The organism is Fusicatenibacter saccharivorans (assembly GCF_015557635.1).
GTDB lineage: Bacteria > Bacillota > Clostridia > Lachnospirales > Lachnospiraceae > Fusicatenibacter > Fusicatenibacter saccharivorans.
The window spans coordinates 109,551-127,160 of sequence record NZ_JADNOP010000011.1 but is presented as its reverse complement, the minus strand read 5'-3'; the positions used below and the strand labels follow the sequence as shown (position 1 = coordinate 127,160).

Genomic DNA, 17,610 nt, shown 5'->3' with positions numbered 1-17,610 from the left:
GCGGAATCGCGAATGGGCTCCCAATAGCCACAAAAACCTGACTTGCATAAGAATGAGACAGAAGCGGGATTACAGCGGGCAGGATCTGTAGAAGGATTCTGAGAGAGTATGTAATCCCCGGGAGGAAAAAAATGGAGACAATCAGTATTATCATACCATGCTACAACGAAGAGGAAGCAATTCCGGTTTACTACGAGACGATGGTACGTCAGATGGATGAGATGGAAGAACAGCAGAAGGTTCAGTTCGAGCTGATCTTTGTTGACGACGGCTCGAAGGATCACAGCCTGTTTGAGATGCGCCGGCTTGCGCAGAAGGATATGCGCTGCCGTTACCTCTCGTTTTCGAGAAATTTCGGAAAAGAGGCAGCCATGTACGCCGGACTGCAGGCGGCTAAAGGTGATTACGTAACGGTGATGGATGTCGACCTTCAGGATCCGCCGTTCCTTCTTCCGAAAATGTACGCGATGCTGCAGAGCGGTACCTGTGACTGTGTGGCGGCACGCCGGAGCTCGCGGGAGGGCGAGGGAAAAATCAAATCCTTCTTATCAAATGCCTTCTACAGTGTGATAAACCGCCTTTCCAAAACAGAGATCGTAAGCGGTGCAAGGGACTACCGCCTGATGAGCCGCAAAATGGTGGATGCCGTGCTGGAAATGAGTGAGTACAACCGCTTTTCCAAAGGAATTTTCGGATGGGTCGGCTTTCACACAGAATGGCTGGAATTTGAGCATGAGGATCGCTGCGCCGGAACATCAAAGTGGCCACTTCGAAAGCTCCTTGCGTACTCAATCGACGGCATCACAGGTTTTTCCGTAGCCCCGCTGTCACTCGCATCCGTCATGGGCGTGCTCTTTTTCCTGATTTCGATGATTCTGATCGTGTTCATTATCGTAAGAACGTTGCTGTTCGGCGATCCCGTTGCGGGCTGGCCGTCGATGGCATGCATCCTTTTTCTGGTGAGCGGTGTACAGCTTTTCTGCACGGGCATTGTAGGCATTTATCTTTCCAAGACATATCTTGAAACAAAGCACCGTCCGATCTATCTTTTAAAGGAGACGAGTGAAGAGACGGTCAAGATGCACAGTGTGCAGCCGGTGAAAAAGCAGGAGAGTGCTGCAAAGAGAAGAAAAGATGCCCATACGGCAGAAAAGAAAAATGTGTATTTTCCAGAGTATGCCGACAAACGCCATGCTTCTGAAAGAGGAGAAATCCGGGCATGAAAAAGGAAATCTTAAAGGAAATAAGAGAGCCGGGGAAATCACGGAAAAAGAAAGGTCAGCCGAAAGGACGGCGGAACGGCTTTTTGGAAGGTCTTACCGGAAAGGATTTTACGGCGGCTGGTCTGTTTTTCTTTTCTTTGCTTTTGTGCCGGCTGTTCGTCCTGCAATACGGCGTATTCGGCTCCTCGATTGACTGGATCAGCCAGCACAGCACCCTTGCCGATTACTTCCGAAAGCGGTTTTACGCGACCGGAAACCTCTTCCCGGATTTCGCATGGAATCTGGGAGGAGGTCAGAATATTTACCGTTTTGCCTACTACGGACTGCTGAGTCCGACCATGCTGTTATCCTACCTTTTCCCGTTCATCCCGATGGACCTGTGGGTGATGGGTTCCTCCGCGCTGCTGTATGCGGCGGATGCAGTGCTTTTTTATCGATGGATCAGCAAAAAGGGTCTGCATTACGGCAACTGTCTTTTTACATCACTTTTCTTTACGTGTTCTACCGCACTTCTATATCATTCCTATAATCAGCTTATGTTTGTCAATTATATGCCGTTTCTGCTGCTGGCTCTGCTGGGCGTGGACCGCCATTTTCAGAAGAGAAAGAGCGGTCTGCTGATTCTTTCCGTTCTTGGGATGATTCTGACCAGCTTTTATTTTTCGGTCGGCGGGCTGCTTGCGCTCACGGCGTATGCGGTGACGGAGTATTTGAAATGCGGTACAGAAAATGCTGCGTATGAAGCGGAACAGGAGAATCGAAAAGTGTCGCGGAATCAAAAGGCCGGGGCAGAGAAAAAGCAGAGGGCAGGTGAAAAATCTGCCGGAACGGGTGAAACCTTGGTGGGTTTGCGGAGCTTTTTTGGCGCAGCAATCCGCTTTGCGCTTCCGGTCCTCGCAGGAATCCTTCTTTCCGGTATTCTGCTGATCCCATCGGCTGCCGCCTTGTTCGGCGGCAGCGGCGAGGGCGGACGCGGCACCGCAGCGGGCGGCATCGCAGGACTTTTTACCGATCCGGCGATGTGGAAACCGCAGTTTCTGATCCTGCGTCTCTGCTACACGCCGTATGGCATTGGCCTCTCCGCATTTGCGGGGGTGGCGCTTTTGGGCAGAGCGATCGGAAAGAGCCGGTTGCGTGAGAAACTGTTGTCCTTCCTTTTGCTGGTATTCTTTTGTATTCCCCTGTTCGGCTATCTGCTGAACGGCGGCCTGTACAGCAAAGATAAAGTATTCATCCCGTTTCTTCCGGTCCTCTGTGCAGAAGTCGGGCTTTATGTGGAAAACCAGCTTGTCCGGAAGCGGGAGTGTGGAAAAAATCGAAGCACCGGGAATTTTAAGCGCAAAGTCATGACAGAGCTGCGAGAATTGCTTCCGTACCTCATAGTTCTGATTCTGATGTGGAATGCAAAGCAAGAGACATACTTTGAACCATACTGGCATCTCGGCATACTGGATGTGATTTGTGTGACTGCGTGCTATCTGGCATGGCGGTGGTTTCCGGCAAAAAAACGGCTGCGGGGCAGAGAGCTTCCGTTTCTGCCGCTCGTCTTTAGTGCTGTGATTCTTGCATTTGCCGGAAAAGCAATCAATCAGGAAAAGCATGTGATGATCCCGCGTAAAACGTATGAAGCTCTGACGGACAGCAAGATTGCAGCGGCAATCCGCGAGATCCGTGCGGAGGATCCCGGCTGGTACCGTATGGAGCAGTATGGAGACGGCGGACAGAACCTTGCGAACGTCAACCGGATATGGGATATTGGACAGAATGTTTCGACGATTTATTCCTCGGCATACAATGCAGAATATAAGAAATTCCGGGACGAGACGTATGGGATTAATGAAGCCTTCCGCAACCGCATGATGCAGACGGTTTCCGATGATCCGCTGTTCTGGCAGTTCATGGGAGTGAAATATATTCTGGCAGAAACACGGCCGGAGGGGTATGAACTGTACCGGGATTACGGGGACTTTCAGGTTTATCGTGCCATATCCGCAGCGCCGGTTGCCTACGTGACAGACCAGGTGGTTTCCGAGACGGAATACAAATCGTTACCTTATCCGCAGAACCAGGAAATACTGGAGACGGCAGCCGTGATCCCGGATCAGGAAATGCGGAAGACAACAGCGGCAATCCCGGATCAGGAAAAATCGGCGAAATCTGTGGATAATTTCAGAGCCGCTGCAGATTCAGATACAAAGAATGGTTCTGTAGGACCCCTGTTTCACAGTTGTTTTCAGAAAGTAAACCTTGAAATTCCAGAGACCGATCAGGAAGATCTGCGCATTCAGAAGACAGCGGACGGATATGAGATTGAGACGAAAAAATCCGTGACCGTCTCAGCAACGCTGCCGGGTGCCGCAGAGGGAGCAACGCTGCTCGCCGTTTCTTTCGAGGTGGAGAATCAGAAAGCGAGTCATGATATGTTTATCCGCATCAACGGCCAGACCAACCGCCTGACCGGCATCAACCATACGTATGCCAATGGGAATACACAGTTTAACTATCTTGTAACGATGAAAGAAGATGGAACCGTATTCATTCGGATGGGAAAAGGCCATTATATCCTGAAAAATTTTGAGACATGGACTGGTATGGCACAGCCGTTGGAAAAAACGGAGCAGCTGTACAGTCAGGCGGTTACCCTGATTGGCGGAACAACAGCAACATACGGCGGCGACGGCATCACAGGCGTGGTTTCCGCGGAAAGAGACGGATACCTCATCACCAGCATTCCATACGATGAAAATTTTGTGCTGAAAGTGGATGGGAAAGAAACACTGCTGTTCCGCGCAAACACGGCATTTCTCGGCGCAAAAATCCCATCAGGCGAGCACAAAATTGTTCTTGTGTACCATGCGCCCGGACGGACGGCTGGCAGTTGGTGCAGCCTGATGGGAGGAATGCTGGCACTCATCCTTGTGATCTGTGAAAAAAAGAAACAGCAAAACGGCAGCGAACGGGCAGGAGAGAGCAAAATGTTGCAAAAACAGCGGAAATATTATATCATCAGAGTGTAAAAATAGTTGTAGTGACACTTGGTGGAATGGATCATATCTTTACAGCCGCAGGAAGAACTGGCAGCGTTTGCCCGTTTTGGAAACGCCGTTGCAAGCCTTTGTGTGGAGAAAAAAGGTGCTAGAGCGTGTCTGAAAAATCATTTCCGCAATCTGCAAGCTCCACTTTGCGGTATATTTTACCCTCATTCGGTTGCCGTAGCCCGCTACGCCGCCCTTATTCGGATAAAATCTCCCACGAACTGGGACTCGCAGTTCACGAAATGATTACCGGGGCCGGTCTGAATACGACGCAGGATGAAGTACATTTCCTTCCGTTCTGGGAAAATGGCGTCCGTTTCTTCACGATCGAAGGACCAAATAAAGAAAAAGTGGAATTCAGCCAGTATTTGTAACGATTCCAAGCCATGCGAAATGGAAGAAAAATCGCGAATCATGCTTGCATGAATATCCGTTTGACCAGCAAAGCCTCTGCCGGAAAGCAAAATTTTTGCCCGGCAGAGGCTTTTTTACTTACTCTGAAACAAATACTACCGGATAGTCAAAAAAGCGCAAATTATCCCTATAGAGTAAAGGAGATGCAAAATTTATCTGCAGTTACAAAAACGGGGTGGAGTTTTTATGGAAACAGGGCAGGAAATCATTGTGCTTTCTGCACGTGAGTGGTAAAATAGAATAGATAATATATAATCTGTTTTGAATAAAAACAGGATATTTTAGATAACATATAATCTGTAACAAGAAGGGGAAAAAATGGAACAATTTATATGGGAAACTCCGGAAGAACTGGATCAAAAACTTGCGCAGCGAGTGAGAAAAATCAGAAAGAGACGTTCAATTACGCAGGAAAAATTAGCATCTATAAGCGGAGTGAGTTACGGCTCAATCAAAAGATTCGAAACGACAGGACAAATTTCCCTGTTATCTTTAACGAAAATTGCAATCGCACTGGATCTTGCAGATGAGCTCAGAAATATTTTCACGCAGGTACCGTATAAAGATATTCAGGAGGTTATCAATGAAACAAGATAAAGTACTGCAGGTGTGTTATGAGGATCAAACGGTGGGAACATTAGCTATGACGGCAGACCACAAAGTGGCATTTCAGTACAGTGATGAATGGCTGGAAACCGGATTTTCGATCAACCCATTTTCATTGCCTTTGCAAAAACAGGTATTTGTTCCAGTTAAGGATCATTTTGAAGGATTATTTGGGGTTTTTGCGGACAGTCTTCCAGATCATTGGGGCAGATTACTGTTGGATCGCCTGTTACGGGCACATAAACAAAATCCGGATGAACTGACCGTACTGGATCGTCTGGCGATTGTGGGCACATCGGGGATGGGAGCGTTGACATATCACCCGGAAAAGAATTTTCCAGAGGAGCAGAGCAGTGCAGATCTGGACAAACTGGCGGAAGAGTGTCAAAAGATACTGAATACAGAGTATTCGGATAAACTGGACGAATTGTATCTGCTGGGAGGTACCAGCGGCGGAGCAAGACCTAAAATCATGACAACCATTGATAATGAAGAATGGATTATCAAATTTCCAGCGCATGTGGACGGAAAAGATGCAGGAAAAATGGAATATGACTATTCCTGCTGTGCCAAGGCCTGCGGAATTATGATGAGTGAAACGAGATTGTTTCCATCAGAAAAATGTAAAGGATATTTTGGAACTAAAAGGTTTGACAGGAGAAACTGTTTGAAAGGGAAAAAGAAAGTGCACATGTTGACGACAGCTGCAATTCTGGAATTGGATTTTGAGCAGCCAAGTCTGGACTATCATGGATTAATGAAACTGACAAAAATCATGACACGCAATTGCGATGAAGATGTTGAAAATATGTTCCGCCGAATGTGTTTCAATGTTTTTGCACATAACAGAGATGATCATTCGAAGAACTTCACGTATTTGTACGAAGCAGACGAAGATAAATGGCATTTAAGTCCGGCATATGATCTTACTTACAGTAATACGTATTATGGCGAACATACTACGTCAGTAGATGGAAATGGAAGAAATCCAGGCAGAAAAGAGTTACTGGCGGTAGGAACTGGTGCAGGGATGAAAAAGACAAGGTGTGAAGAGATCATAGACGAAATTGAGAAAAAAGTAAAGGAAATGTTGGAAGAATATCTTTTGGGTAAGTGATTCTCTTTGCATTCAAAAAATTTTAAACAGCAAGTTATTAACAGTTAAATAAAAAAGAGTTGCCCGACAAATGAACACTATAAGTACCTTGCTACGAGTTTTATTTTCGTAGCAAAGTACAAGATAGTACAGAGATAAAAATATGTCTCATTTGTCGTTTAACTCTTTACATTGCGCTTTTATTTCTTCTATCGAATCCTTCAATAACTTTAATCTGGCAGGCTACTTTCTAAACAAAGTCGTCCCCATCCCACCCGCCTGTTCGGGTATTCGCTCTCGGATGCGATGGGTTTTGTGCCTGCGATGAGATAAGCTTTCAGCTTTTCACCATATAAAAACGGGTCATTTCCGCGCAGAATACCCCATTCCATCATAAGAGCGGCGCTTCCCGATACAAAAGGCGTGGCAAACGAGGTGCCGGTGAAGGAAGCATAGCCGCCGCCGGAACGGGGAGCTGGGATATTGACACCCGGGGCGGCGAGATCAGGTTTAATTTCGTGGAGAATACGGGTATAGCCGCGGCCGGAGAAGCTGGCATAGGAGGAAAGGCGGGGATCGTAGGCACCGACCGTGATGGCGGAGCGGGCGGTGGAAGGGATGGTGAGTGTGGTGTCGGTAGCGGGGGAGAAGAAGCGTGTCTGTGGACCGATGGCGTTTCCGCCGGGAAGCCAGAGGTCAAAGGAACCGGAGATCAGGCGGCCGGGGGTGAGACGCAAGGTCCAGATGCCATTTTCAACGGACAGATGGCTTCCTGTGCCCTGAAAAGTCAGGTAAATTTCCTGTGCCTGGCTGTAGGGGGACGGCATGCCATAAAACAGGAGAAGTTCTGTCGAACCAAGCGTCAGACGCGCCGTGCCGAGGACAGGGGATAGCGTGCCGGAGCGGATGCCGCCGGGGGAAATCAGCTCGATCGAAATTTCATCCCCATAAACCTTCCAGATCTGAAGACTGAACGAGGATTCATAAGCACCGACCTGAAATTCGACGGAGACAGCGCGGTCAGCCGTTGCCGAGACCGCAGACGTCGCAGCCGGATCAGATGTCGCACGGACTGTTTGCGTCTGACCGGACGACTTGCGATCCGACTTTAGGTTCCCGGCATAATGGCGTCCGGTATCCCCTTCATTTCCTGCCCCGATACAGATCACGTTCTGCCCTAAATTTGACACTGCATTCAAATACGTTTCAAGTAAGGAATCCCCGCTGTGCGAACCGTAATTATTCCCGAAGCTCAAATTAGTCACAAGCGGCCGCTCCACCAGAAGTGCATATCTTACGCAGAAATCCACCGCCTGCAGCAATTGCGATGTCCGCGGCAGATCCGCCGGATCAGGATTCCCAAGCTTTACGACCACGAGTGTTGCTTCCGGTGCCACGCCCCGCATGGCCGCATCTGCCGAGGATCTCCCATTTCCCGCTGCGATTCCGAGCACCGCTGTCCCATGCCCCGTCACATCGCGGGACGGCACGAGGGCAAACCGTTCTTCCGGCGTAGAAGATGCAAGTGCCTCATTGATCTGCTGCCGTGTATATACCGACCCAAGAGCATACCCCATCGGAGGATTCCCCGGAATCGTCTGATCCCATAAAATTGCAATTCGGCTTGTCCCGTCCGGTGCGCAGAAATCAGGATGCGCATAGTCCACGCCTGAATCAATGCATGCAAGCAGCACCCCATTCCCAGACAGACCCATAACCCCCTCCTGCACAGGCGTAATACAGGATATGCTCCGCACAAATGCATCTGCGAAATAAAGTAATTTCGGTTTCTCCAGATAGGTAATCTGCGGCAGTCCTGTCACGTAATCCATCAGGGACTCCGGAACCAGAAGAATGGCATACGAAAACAGCAGCAGCGTCACACGAACTCCCTGCTCCTCCAGAAAAGCCAGGTCTCCCTGATACTGTACAATTACTTCCCATGTTTTGCTGTAAGAGTTATAACCTGCCGAAAGCTCCGGCACACGCCGCCGTTCGACTTCCGTTGCGGCCAGCGCAAGGTTCAACAGGTTTTCCCTTTTTTGATCAATCATTACAAAAACTCCGTCCAAAATGTTGTTAAAATCTATTCCGCTTTTCCTGGAAATATGATATAATCGCCATCGTACAATAGGGGTACAGATCTGCTTTTTGGAGTGCATCGAAAAATGGTTTTACGATGCCGCCTGGCGGGTCTTTACTATTTTACGCGAAATGCTTTTGCATTGAAGGGAGAGAACATGAAAATTATCATTGTGGGCTGCGGAAAAGTCGGAGCCGCACTGACCGCCCAGCTGAGCCGCGAGGACAACCTTGTGACGGTCATCGACACAGACAGTATTGTCGTCCGCAACGTCTCCAACACCTATGACGTTATGGGAATTGTAGGAAACGGAGCAAGCTATCAGGTGCTTCAGGAGGCGGATATTGAGCATGCGGATCTGATGATTGCCGTAACCAAAAGTGATGAAATGAACCTGCTTTGTTGTGTCATCGCCAAACAGGCAGCAGACTGTCACACCATCGCCAGAGTTCGAAATCCGATGTATCGGGAGGAGAGAGAATTTATCCGTAAAAAGCTGGGTCTGTCCATGATCATCAACCCGGAGCACGCGGCCGCCATGGAAATGGCAAGACTGCTGCGGTTCCCATCTGCGATTGAGATCGACAGCTTTTCCCGCGGAAGAATCGAAATGCTGCGCTTTAAAGTGCCGGAAACATCGAAAATTGTCCATATGTCGCTGCGTGAGCTGGCCGGAGCGCTTCAGTACAGTCTGCTGGTCTGTGCTGTTGAGCGAAACGGCGAGGTTTACATACCGGATGGAAATTTTGTGATCCAGGCAAAAGACAGCCTTTCCATCATTACCACACCGCAGAACGCAGAGAGCCTGTTTAAGAAAATCGGTGTTCATACAAACAAGGTACACAATACGATGATTGTTGGCGGCGGTGAAATTACGTATTATCTCGCAAAATCACTGGCAAATATGAACGTCGATGTCAAGATTATCGAGAAAAATAAGGATCGCTGTGAGGTTTTAAGCGAAGCACTGCCAGATGCAACCGTTATTTACGGTGACGGAAGTGACCAGGAGCTCTTAAAAGAGGAGCGCATCCAGAATATGGATTCCTTTGTGGCCTGCACCGATATGGATGAGGAAAACATCATTCTGTCGCTGTATGCGAAAGAGAAGGTATCCTCAAAGGTTGTAACGAAAATCAACCATCTGGAATTTAATGATGTTATCCACAGCCTGAACCTGGACAGCCTGATCTACCCGAAACACATCACCGCAGAGTACATTCTGCAGTATGTCCGGGCAATGAAAAACTCCATCGGAAGCAACGTTGAGACGCTGTACAAGCTGATGGAAGACCGTGTGGAGGCTCTTGAGTTTATCGTGAACCAGAATTGCCGTATGATCGGCATCCGTCTGCAGGATATGAAAACACGGCCGAACCTTCTGGTAGCAGCGATTAACAGACAGGGAAAGGTCATCATTCCGGGCGGACAGGATTCCTTTAAGGCAGGAGATTCCGTCATTATCGTAACAACGGAAACCGGTCTTCAGGATATCCATGAGATTCTGGCAGAGTAACGGGGGAAGCGGATTATGAACTATAAAATGATTCGTTTTGTCATCAGCTGGGTGCTGAAAGTGGAAGGTATGCTGATGCTGCTTCCGGCGCTGGTCGGAGCCATGTATCAGGAAAAGACAGGCTTTGCGTATCTTATCTGGGGACTGCTCTGCATTGCAGCCGGTCTGATCCTCTGCTTCAGAAAACCGTCCAATATGGAAATCTATTCCCGCGACGGATTTGTCTGCGTTTCGTTAAGCTGGGTTGTCCTTGGTGTTTTCGGCGCGGTTCCGTTTGTGATTACGGGGGAAATTCCGTTTTATATCAATGCCCTGTTTGAGATCGTTTCCGGTTTTACAACGACAGGAGCCAGCATTTTGAGCGATGTGGAAGCACTTTCGCATGCCAGCCTGTTCTGGAGAAGTTTTTCCCACTGGATTGGCGGTATGGGTGTTCTTGTATTCATCCTTGCATTGCTTCCGATGAAGGGCGGTTCCGTCATGAACCTGATGAAGGCAGAGAGCCCGGGACCGACTGTTTCCAAATTTGTTCCGAGAGTGCGCGGAACTGCTAAAATTCTGTATCAGATTTATCTTGGCATGACACTTTTTACCATTGCTGCCCTGCTGCTTTCCGGCATGAAGACATTTGATTCTGTCACACTCGCCATGGGAGCTGCCGGAACAGGAGGCTTTGCCGTGTTGAACAGCGGCTGTGCAGCATACACACCGATACAGCAGTGGATTCTGACAATCGCTATGATCGCGTTCGGTGTGAATTTTAACTTTTATTATCTGATGCTTTGCAAAAAGGGAAAGGCCGCCATTTCGTCCCAGGAGGTAAGAGCGTATTTCCTGATTATCCTTCTGGCAGGAGGCGTGATTTCCTGGAATACCTACCCGATGTACCATTCCGTCGGTGAGACGGTACGAACCGCCTTTTTCCAGGTCGGATCGATTATCACGACAACGGGTTATTCCACAACGGACTTTGACCTCTGGCCGGAGCTGTCAAAATGTATTCTGGTGATGCTGATGTTCATCGGAGCCTGCGCCGGTTCAACGGGAGGCGGAATCAAGGTTTCGCGAATCCTGATCCTCTTAAAAACCGTGAAAAAAGAGCTTGGTTCGATCGTGCATCCGCGCAGTATCAAACGCATCCGTTTCGACGATCACCCGGTAGAGCATGAGGTTCTGCGGGCGATCAACGTATTTTTGATTGTTTATCTGGTGATCTACAGCTTTTCCATGCTGATCATCAGTGTGGATGGATTTTCCTTCGAGACAAACTTCACGGCAGTTGCCGCAACATTGAACAACATCGGACCTGGTCTTGACCTGGTAGGACCGACCAGTAACTTCTTTGGATACGGTCCGGTTTCCAAGCTGATTCTGATTTTTGATATGCTGGCAGGCCGTCTGGAACTGTTTCCGATGCTGATCCTTTTCTATCCGTCTACCTGGAAGAAGAGAGGATAAAGCGGTTCACCGGGAAAAAGAGGGACTTTGCGTCGGCGGGAAACTGCCGGAGCAGAAGGAGAAGAAAAAATGGTTACGATTCACAGGGTTTTCCAAAAAAACAGAAAGACGGAATAAAGTCAGGGTGCATTTCCTGACCACAGGCAGAAAGGAAGGAACTTATGAGTAACTGGGAAAAGAATGTAAGAAAAGTTGTGCCGTATGTACCGGGCGAGCAGCCGCATGAGGCTGATATGATCAAGCTGAATACGAATGAGAATCCGTATCCGCCGTCACCAAAAGCCGCAGAGGCGATCAGACGGGTAGCAGAAGAGGATACCCTCCGTCTCTATCCGGATCCGACCGCGGCAGAACTGGTGCAGGCGATCGCGGATGTCTACCATGTAAGTCCGAAACAGATTTTTGTCGGCGTCGGTTCGGATGACGTTCTGGCAATGGCTTTTATGACGTATTTTAACTCTGATAAACCGATTCTTTTCCCGGACATTACGTATTCCTTCTACGATGTCTGGGCGGAGGAATTCCGTATTCCGTACGAGCAGATCCCGCTCGATGAAAATTTCTGCATTGTGCCGGAGCAGTATTTTGCAGAGAACCATCCAAATGGCGGAATTGTGTTCCCGAACCCGAATGCACCGACGGGTGTGGAGCTTTCGCTTTCTGCGATCGAATCGATATTGCAGCATAACCCGGATGTGGTTGTGATCGTAGATGAGGCATATGTGGATTTCGGAGCAGCCACTGCGCAGCCGCTGCTGGAAAAATATGAAAACCTGCTGGTTGTGCAGACAACATCAAAATCCCGTTCGCTTGCCGGCATGCGCATCGGCTATGCAATCGGAAATGAGAAGATGATTTCGTATCTGAATGATGTGAAATATTCTTTCAATTCGTATACCATGAATCAGACCACGATCGCAGCCGGAGCCGCAGCGATCCGTGATGTGGAATATTTCCGCAAGACGGTGAAAAAAGTGATGGAAACGAGAGAGTGGTCGAAGGAGGAGCTGAAAAAGCTGGGATTTTCTTTCGAAGATTCGAAATCGAACTTTATTTTCGCAACGCACAAAAGCGTACCGGCCGGGAAGATTTTTCAGGCACTCCGGGAACGACACATCTATGTGCGGTATTTTGAGAAACCCCGCATTGACAATTATCTGCGTATTACGATTGGCACGCGGGAAGAAATGCAGACGCTGTTTGATTTTTTGAAAGATTACTTAACCGAATCAAGCAAGTAGCGAAGCGGATTGCAAATATCCGCTTGCCAAGAGGGATGAAGCAGCTGAAAATATAAAACAGAAGAAGAGTATCTGCAGAGGAGCAGAAGAAAATTTTAAAGGGGGACTGCTGTCGGAATCAGCCATGAGATCCGGCGGCAGTTTTAGAAGGTATTTGGGTATGAACAAAGAGAAGAAAGAAGTAGTAAAGGTAAATCAGATTACGGAAGGTGTTATCTGGCAGCAGATTCTGATCTTTTTCCTGCCGATTCTGTTCGGAACGTTTTTCCAACAGCTTTACAACACGGCAGATGCCATGATTGTCGGACACTTTCTCGGAAAACAGGCACTTGCGGCGGTCGGCGGAACGACAGGTACGCTGATCAATCTGCTGGTCGGATTTTTCGTCGGCCTTTCGAGTGGTGCGACAGTTGTTATTTCACAGCATTACGGAGCCAATAAAGAGGACAAGGTTCAGTGGGCAGTGCACACGTCCATTGCCTTTTCCATTCTCGGAGGTATTGTGCTGACGGTAGTCGGCATTGGATGCTCGAGATGGATGCTCGAGCTGATGAACACGCCGGATGACGTTGTAAACTATGCGTTGATTTATATGCGTGTCTATTTCCTTGGAACCATCGGAAACCTGATTTACAATATGGGTTCCGGTATCCTGCGTGCGGTCGGCGACTCGAAACGTCCGCTGCTGTATCTGATCATCTGCTGTATGACCAATATCGCGCTTGACTTTTTATTTGTTGTCGGTTTGCAGATGGGTGTTATGGGCGCGGCGCTTGCGACCATTCTGTCGCAGATCATCAGTGCGGTTCTTGTTATGGGCTCTCTGATGCGGACCAGAGATATTTACCGGCTTCATCTGCGGAAAATCAGCATCGACTGGATTATGCTCAAACGAATTATCCGCATTGGCTTTCCGGCAGGCGTACAGTCGATTCTGTACTCGGTATCGAACGTGATTATTCAGTCTGCTGTCAATTCGCTGGGAACCAACAATGTGGCTGCGTGGGCGGCTTACGGAAAGGTGGACGGTCTTTTCTGGATGATGATCAATGCGCTCGGTATTGCGGCGACAACCTTTGTCGGTCAGAACTACGGTGCGAAAAAGATGGATCGTGTACACCGCGGTGTGCGCACCAGCATGATCATGGCATTCCTGATGACGGGTCTGATGGTTGTGTTTATGTGGTTTATCGGTGATACACTGATTTCTCTGTTTACCACAGATACGGCGGTGCGTGAAATCTGTCACGGACTGATCCATTTCCTGGTTCCGACCTTCTTTACCTACATTTCCATCGAAATCCTTTCCGGTGCACTCCGCGGTGTCGGAGATGCATGGATTCCGATGTTTATCACCGGAATAGGAATCTGTGGAGTACGTATCGTGTGGATGACGGCGGTTCTGCCGCATTTCCACTCCTTAAAAGGAGCTGCCTTCTGCTATCCGCTGTCGTGGGTAATCACAACGATTGCATACTTTATTTATTACTTGTTCTTCAGTCAGCTGAGTAAGCGGAAAGAATTGAGGAGTATCTAACAGAATGTTCAAACTGTATTAACAAAACTGTGCTATCATGAAAATATCAGTGTCAAAAGGTCAAAAAACCGATGCAGGCAAAGCTTGCAGGAGGATTTTTGAACTCGGGACACGGCAAAAAATGAGTAAGTAGCCATTTTTCAAAGAAAAATGAGCGGATTACAAAGGAAAGACAGGTGGAACGTAAGATGGTAAGTGAAAAAGTAACGATTGTCAATCCGTCAGGTCTGCATCTTTTAAACGCGGTAAATTTGTCAAACAGTGTAAGCCGGTACAAATCTTCCATGTCGTTTACCTATGAAAACAACGGGATGCAGGGAACGGTTAATTTAAAGAGTATTTTGAGTATCGTTGCCGCAGGAATCAGGCAGGGAGACACTATTGAGATCTGCAGCAGCGGAGAGGATGAAGAGGAAGCACTTCGGGCGGCTGTTGCCGCAATTAAAAGCGGGCTCGGAGAGACGCCGGAAAAATAAAGAAAACAGAATATAAAAGGAAAAAGGACCTCTTTTTTGGGGGAGCTGAAGGAAAAACCAGACAGCACCACCAAAAAGGAGGTCTTTTTCAAATACGCTTTCGGGAAAGCTGCCGGCAGGCGGTTTCGCGGACACATCGATAGAAGAGTTTCCCAAACAGGGGGTATAAGGCCGGAAAAAGTGTCTACACTCTGAATAAAGAAAGAATGCAGAGAAAAGGAGTGCAGAACAAAATGGCGAAGCAGAAAAAAATCGATCTGGAGCATATGGCTGAGAAGGAAAAAATGAAATACGAAATCGCGGACGAACTGGGACTTTTAGACCGCGTGCTGAATGATGGCTGGCGGTCGCTCACGGCAAAAGAGACAGGACGGATCGGCGGCCTTGTGACACGGCGGAAGCGGCAGGCGGCGGAAGGACAGAAAGAGAGGTAATCGTTACAGTTTAACCGAATCAAGCAAGTCCTCTACTTCAATTGCGAGAAGCAATCAGCAGTGGGTTGGGACTTGCTTGTATCAGGAGTGATACAAGCTTTTTAGATTCTGTCTATTGGAATATCGGAACAAAAGGTTTATACTGAATTTATGAGACTACAAAGGTCGATTCAATATCAAAAGACAGGAGAAAAATGGGGAAATGGCAAAACTTGTATGTAACTTTATTTCTTATGCGTTAAAGAGAACCGTGGATATCACGGTCGTTCTTCCGAGTGTGACGATTCCGGAGGCAATGCAGCTTCCGATGCCGGGAAAAGAGAACCCGGTGCCGCCGACACATGAGGTGAAAGAAAAATATCCGGTGCTGTACTTACTGCACGGTATGGGAAACAACCACGCGCAGTGGACAGGTTATACTAATGTGGAAATGTTTGCAGAAGAGAGAAACATGGCAGTTGTGATGATTTCGGGGGAAAACAAATTCTATCATGATTCTCTGGACGGCGAACCGTTTTTCGATTTCGTAGCCAAAGAGGTTCCGGAATTCGTGACCAATTATTTCCCGATTTCCGCGGAGCCGGAACACAGCTATATCGCAGGATTATCGATGGGTGGTTACGGCGCACTGCTGCATGGCCTTTCTAATCCGGAACGGTTTGCAGCGATTGGTTCCTTCTCCGGCGCAGTCATGCCGGTGGGCGATCCGGAAAAAGTGGAAGGTCTGATTGACGGTCCTCTCGATGTGAAATGGCTGGTGAAAAAAGCTATTGCGGACGGAAAAAAGATTCCGCCACTGTATGTGACCTGCGGCGAAGAGGATATGCTGTATGAGATTAATACAGAGTTTAAGGATTATCTGAAAGAAAATGGAGTGGATGTCACCTGGGTATCCGTACCGGGATACACCCATGAGTGGAGATTCTGGAATCTGGCAGTCGAGAAGTTTCTAAAATGGATTCCGAGAACCGACGGATATGTGTCTGCCGGAACGCGACAGATCTGATAAGGCCGATGAAAACAGAAAAATGGTGTGGAGACAACCTCTTTGGAGGCGTCTCCGCACCATTTTTTTGACTTCACAGGAAACTTCATTGAAGTGTGCCATGCAGTTTTATAAAATTATGCTTTTTTCTGTGCAGCCATCCACTCCAGAATCGGAGTCTCTTTTCCGTCTGTTATAACCGGTTTTCCGTCGTAATCGAGGACACACTCATCGTTCAGCATCGGAATCCAGGACCAGTGGCCGATGTATTCGAATGGGGTGCCATCCGCGTTTTTCTGTGTTCCAGTGTGATCGAGTACCTTGTCCCAGTAGGTGAAGTGTGCATTCGGATTGACCTTTGCCAGACGTTCATAGGTCGGAACGACAAAATCATCCGGAACGACAACCGGGTCGGTTTTTGCGTGTGTAAACCAGATCGGCAGATCTTTGAGCTTCAGGATGTCTTCATCGGAGATAAATGCATCCGCCAGAGCCTCGCAGACCGGATATGCGGCAGCGTAGCGGGACGGGTTGAAAATGATCTGTTTCATGGTCATAAAGCCGCCGTTGGAGCAGCCGCCGATGTAAATGCGGGAGCGGTCGATCTGCGGATGGGCATCCACGAAAGCACCGATCAGGGCATCGAGAACTTCGGTATATTTGGAAGAACCGTCTTTGGTATATTCTCCGCTTCCGTCATCCATCCACATGGTTGGCGCCTGTGGAGCGAGCAGGTAGGTCTTGCCGCCGAAAATTTTCTGAACCTTTGGGGAAATCAGGTTTACAACTTTATTTCCGATTGCTGCAATCGGCGGTTCCTGTCCGCCCTCACCTGCGCCGTGCAGCCAGATGATCAGCGGGATTTTTTCATCCGCATCCATTTCCGGCTCGTAGTAAACGTAAGAGAGCGGAATCTGCGGATCCTCGTAGCGGTCTTCTTTGAGCCATTCACCGTAGATGACGCGGTTTCCGCCGTCTACGTCGAACGTCTGCGGAGAAATGGCACCATCGTCTGTTGCAATTTCAGAGACTTGTGCTACATCGTAAGCAACATTGACAAATACATTAAAATTACCATTGAATTTGATGATCGAGCCGATTCCTTCCATGATGAAACACGGCAGCTCCAGCGTCAGACAGGTACCGTCCTCGCACGGTGCACCGGTTTTGTCAGAAACGTAAACGTTCGAAACGCGGCGGGTTCCGTCCATCGAGTCATCCGGTTTGTCGCCCATAAAATTCGGCCATACAAAATCCTCGCCCTCGGTGGATGTACGGGTAACGTGTACCGTAAACTGCTCCGGAGATGGGACCGCACCCTTCATGCTTTTGCCATAATCCAGAATTACTTTCGAAATATGCGGACCGAAATCAAAAACTTCGGTAATGGTATAATAAGTTCCGTTCATTTGTAAAAACCCTCCTTTGGTACGGAATGTACGCTCAGAGTCTTTCTGCACTTGCTTTTGCGACTGACAAAAATCATCTCACAAAATCAGGTACAGA

14 protein-coding genes and 1 pseudogene are annotated in these 17,610 nt (G+C 48.4%); 12 read left to right on the top strand and 3 right to left on the bottom strand.

From position 1 onward, the window contains the following. Window positions 1-131: 131 nt before the first annotated feature. Complete coding sequence (locus I2G42_RS10790; protein WP_173816254.1) at window positions 132-1,223, top strand: glycosyltransferase family 2 protein; 1,092 nt, start codon at window positions 132-134, stop codon at window positions 1,221-1,223. Next, window positions 1,220-4,240, top strand: a complete 3,021-nt coding sequence (locus tag I2G42_RS10785) for a YfhO family protein (protein WP_055227807.1) — start codon at window positions 1,220-1,222, stop codon at window positions 4,238-4,240. Before I2G42_RS10790 ends, I2G42_RS10785 begins: the two co-directional genes overlap by 4 nt. 39 nt (window positions 4,241-4,279) lie before the next feature. Here the strand turns inward: I2G42_RS10785 and I2G42_RS16850 are convergent. Further along, window positions 4,280-4,441: pseudogene (locus I2G42_RS16850) on the bottom strand (DUF6783 domain-containing protein); the annotation flags it as partial. Here I2G42_RS16850 and I2G42_RS17015 point away from each other — a divergent pair. The 3 genes from I2G42_RS17015 (at window position 4,391) to I2G42_RS10770 (ending at window position 6,395) form a co-directional block, all read left to right on the top strand. Beyond that, entirely contained in the window at window positions 4,391-4,504 is a 114-nt protein-coding gene (locus I2G42_RS17015; protein WP_416388108.1) for a DUF6783 domain-containing protein, read from the top strand. The pseudogene I2G42_RS16850 and the gene I2G42_RS17015 overlap by 51 nt on opposite strands. Window positions 4,505-4,990: 486 nt before the next feature. Beyond that, the gene (locus I2G42_RS10775) at window positions 4,991-5,269 is read left to right on the top strand and encodes a helix-turn-helix domain-containing protein (RefSeq protein ID WP_055227803.1); all 279 of its coding nucleotides are present in this window, start codon (window positions 4,991-4,993) and stop codon (window positions 5,267-5,269) included. After that, a complete protein-coding gene (locus tag I2G42_RS10770) occupies window positions 5,256-6,395 on the top strand; it encodes a type II toxin-antitoxin system HipA family toxin (RefSeq protein ID WP_055227801.1) in 1,140 nt (379 codons plus the stop codon). The genes I2G42_RS10775 and I2G42_RS10770 overlap by 14 nt, the downstream gene beginning before the upstream one ends. A 209-nt stretch (window positions 6,396-6,604) precedes the next feature. On the opposite strand, the gene I2G42_RS10765 is transcribed toward I2G42_RS10770, so the two are convergent. Further along, on the bottom strand, window positions 6,605-8,428 hold the full coding sequence (locus I2G42_RS10765; RefSeq protein ID WP_195531042.1) for a S8 family peptidase: 1,824 nt from the start codon (window positions 8,426-8,428) through the stop codon (window positions 6,605-6,607). 171 nt (window positions 8,429-8,599) lie between these two features. Between I2G42_RS10765 and trkA the strand changes: the two genes are divergently transcribed. From trkA to I2G42_RS10730, 7 genes are all read left to right on the top strand, one after another. Next, complete coding sequence (trkA, locus tag I2G42_RS10760; protein ID WP_465220996.1) at window positions 8,600-9,973, top strand: Trk system potassium transporter TrkA; 1,374 nt, start codon at window positions 8,600-8,602, stop codon at window positions 9,971-9,973. Window positions 9,974-9,988: 15 nt separating this feature from the next. Further along, window positions 9,989-11,431, top strand: a complete 1,443-nt coding sequence (locus I2G42_RS10755) for a TrkH family potassium uptake protein (protein ID WP_195531040.1) — start codon at window positions 9,989-9,991, stop codon at window positions 11,429-11,431. Window positions 11,432-11,592: 161 nt separating this feature from the next. Beyond that, window positions 11,593-12,672, top strand: coding sequence for a histidinol-phosphate transaminase (gene hisC / locus I2G42_RS10750; RefSeq protein WP_195531039.1), 1,080 nt, complete (start codon window positions 11,593-11,595; stop codon window positions 12,670-12,672). Between the two features lie 160 nt (window positions 12,673-12,832). After that, complete coding sequence (locus I2G42_RS10745; protein ID WP_173827095.1) at window positions 12,833-14,209, top strand: MATE family efflux transporter; 1,377 nt, start codon at window positions 12,833-12,835, stop codon at window positions 14,207-14,209. Between the two features lie 188 nt (window positions 14,210-14,397). Further along, window positions 14,398-14,685 carry an HPr family phosphocarrier protein gene (locus I2G42_RS10740; RefSeq protein ID WP_195531038.1) on the top strand — a complete coding sequence of 96 codons (288 nt, stop codon included), beginning with the start codon at window positions 14,398-14,400 and terminating at the stop codon, window positions 14,683-14,685. Window positions 14,686-14,918: 233 nt separating this feature from the next. Continuing rightward, window positions 14,919-15,119 (top strand): small, acid-soluble spore protein, alpha/beta type, encoded by a 201-nt coding sequence (locus I2G42_RS10735; protein WP_195531037.1) that lies wholly within the window; start codon window positions 14,919-14,921, stop codon window positions 15,117-15,119. A gap of 202 nt (window positions 15,120-15,321) precedes the next feature. Beyond that, window positions 15,322-16,125 carry an alpha/beta hydrolase gene (locus I2G42_RS10730; RefSeq protein WP_118699798.1) on the top strand — a complete coding sequence of 268 codons (804 nt, stop codon included), beginning with the start codon at window positions 15,322-15,324 and terminating at the stop codon, window positions 16,123-16,125. A gap of 116 nt (window positions 16,126-16,241) precedes the next feature. Here the strand turns inward: I2G42_RS10730 and I2G42_RS10725 are convergent, their stop codons facing one another. Then, on the bottom strand, window positions 16,242-17,513 hold the full coding sequence (locus I2G42_RS10725) for a prolyl oligopeptidase family serine peptidase (protein WP_195531036.1): 1,272 nt from the start codon (window positions 17,511-17,513) through the stop codon (window positions 16,242-16,244). Window positions 17,514-17,610: the final 97 nt, after the last annotated feature.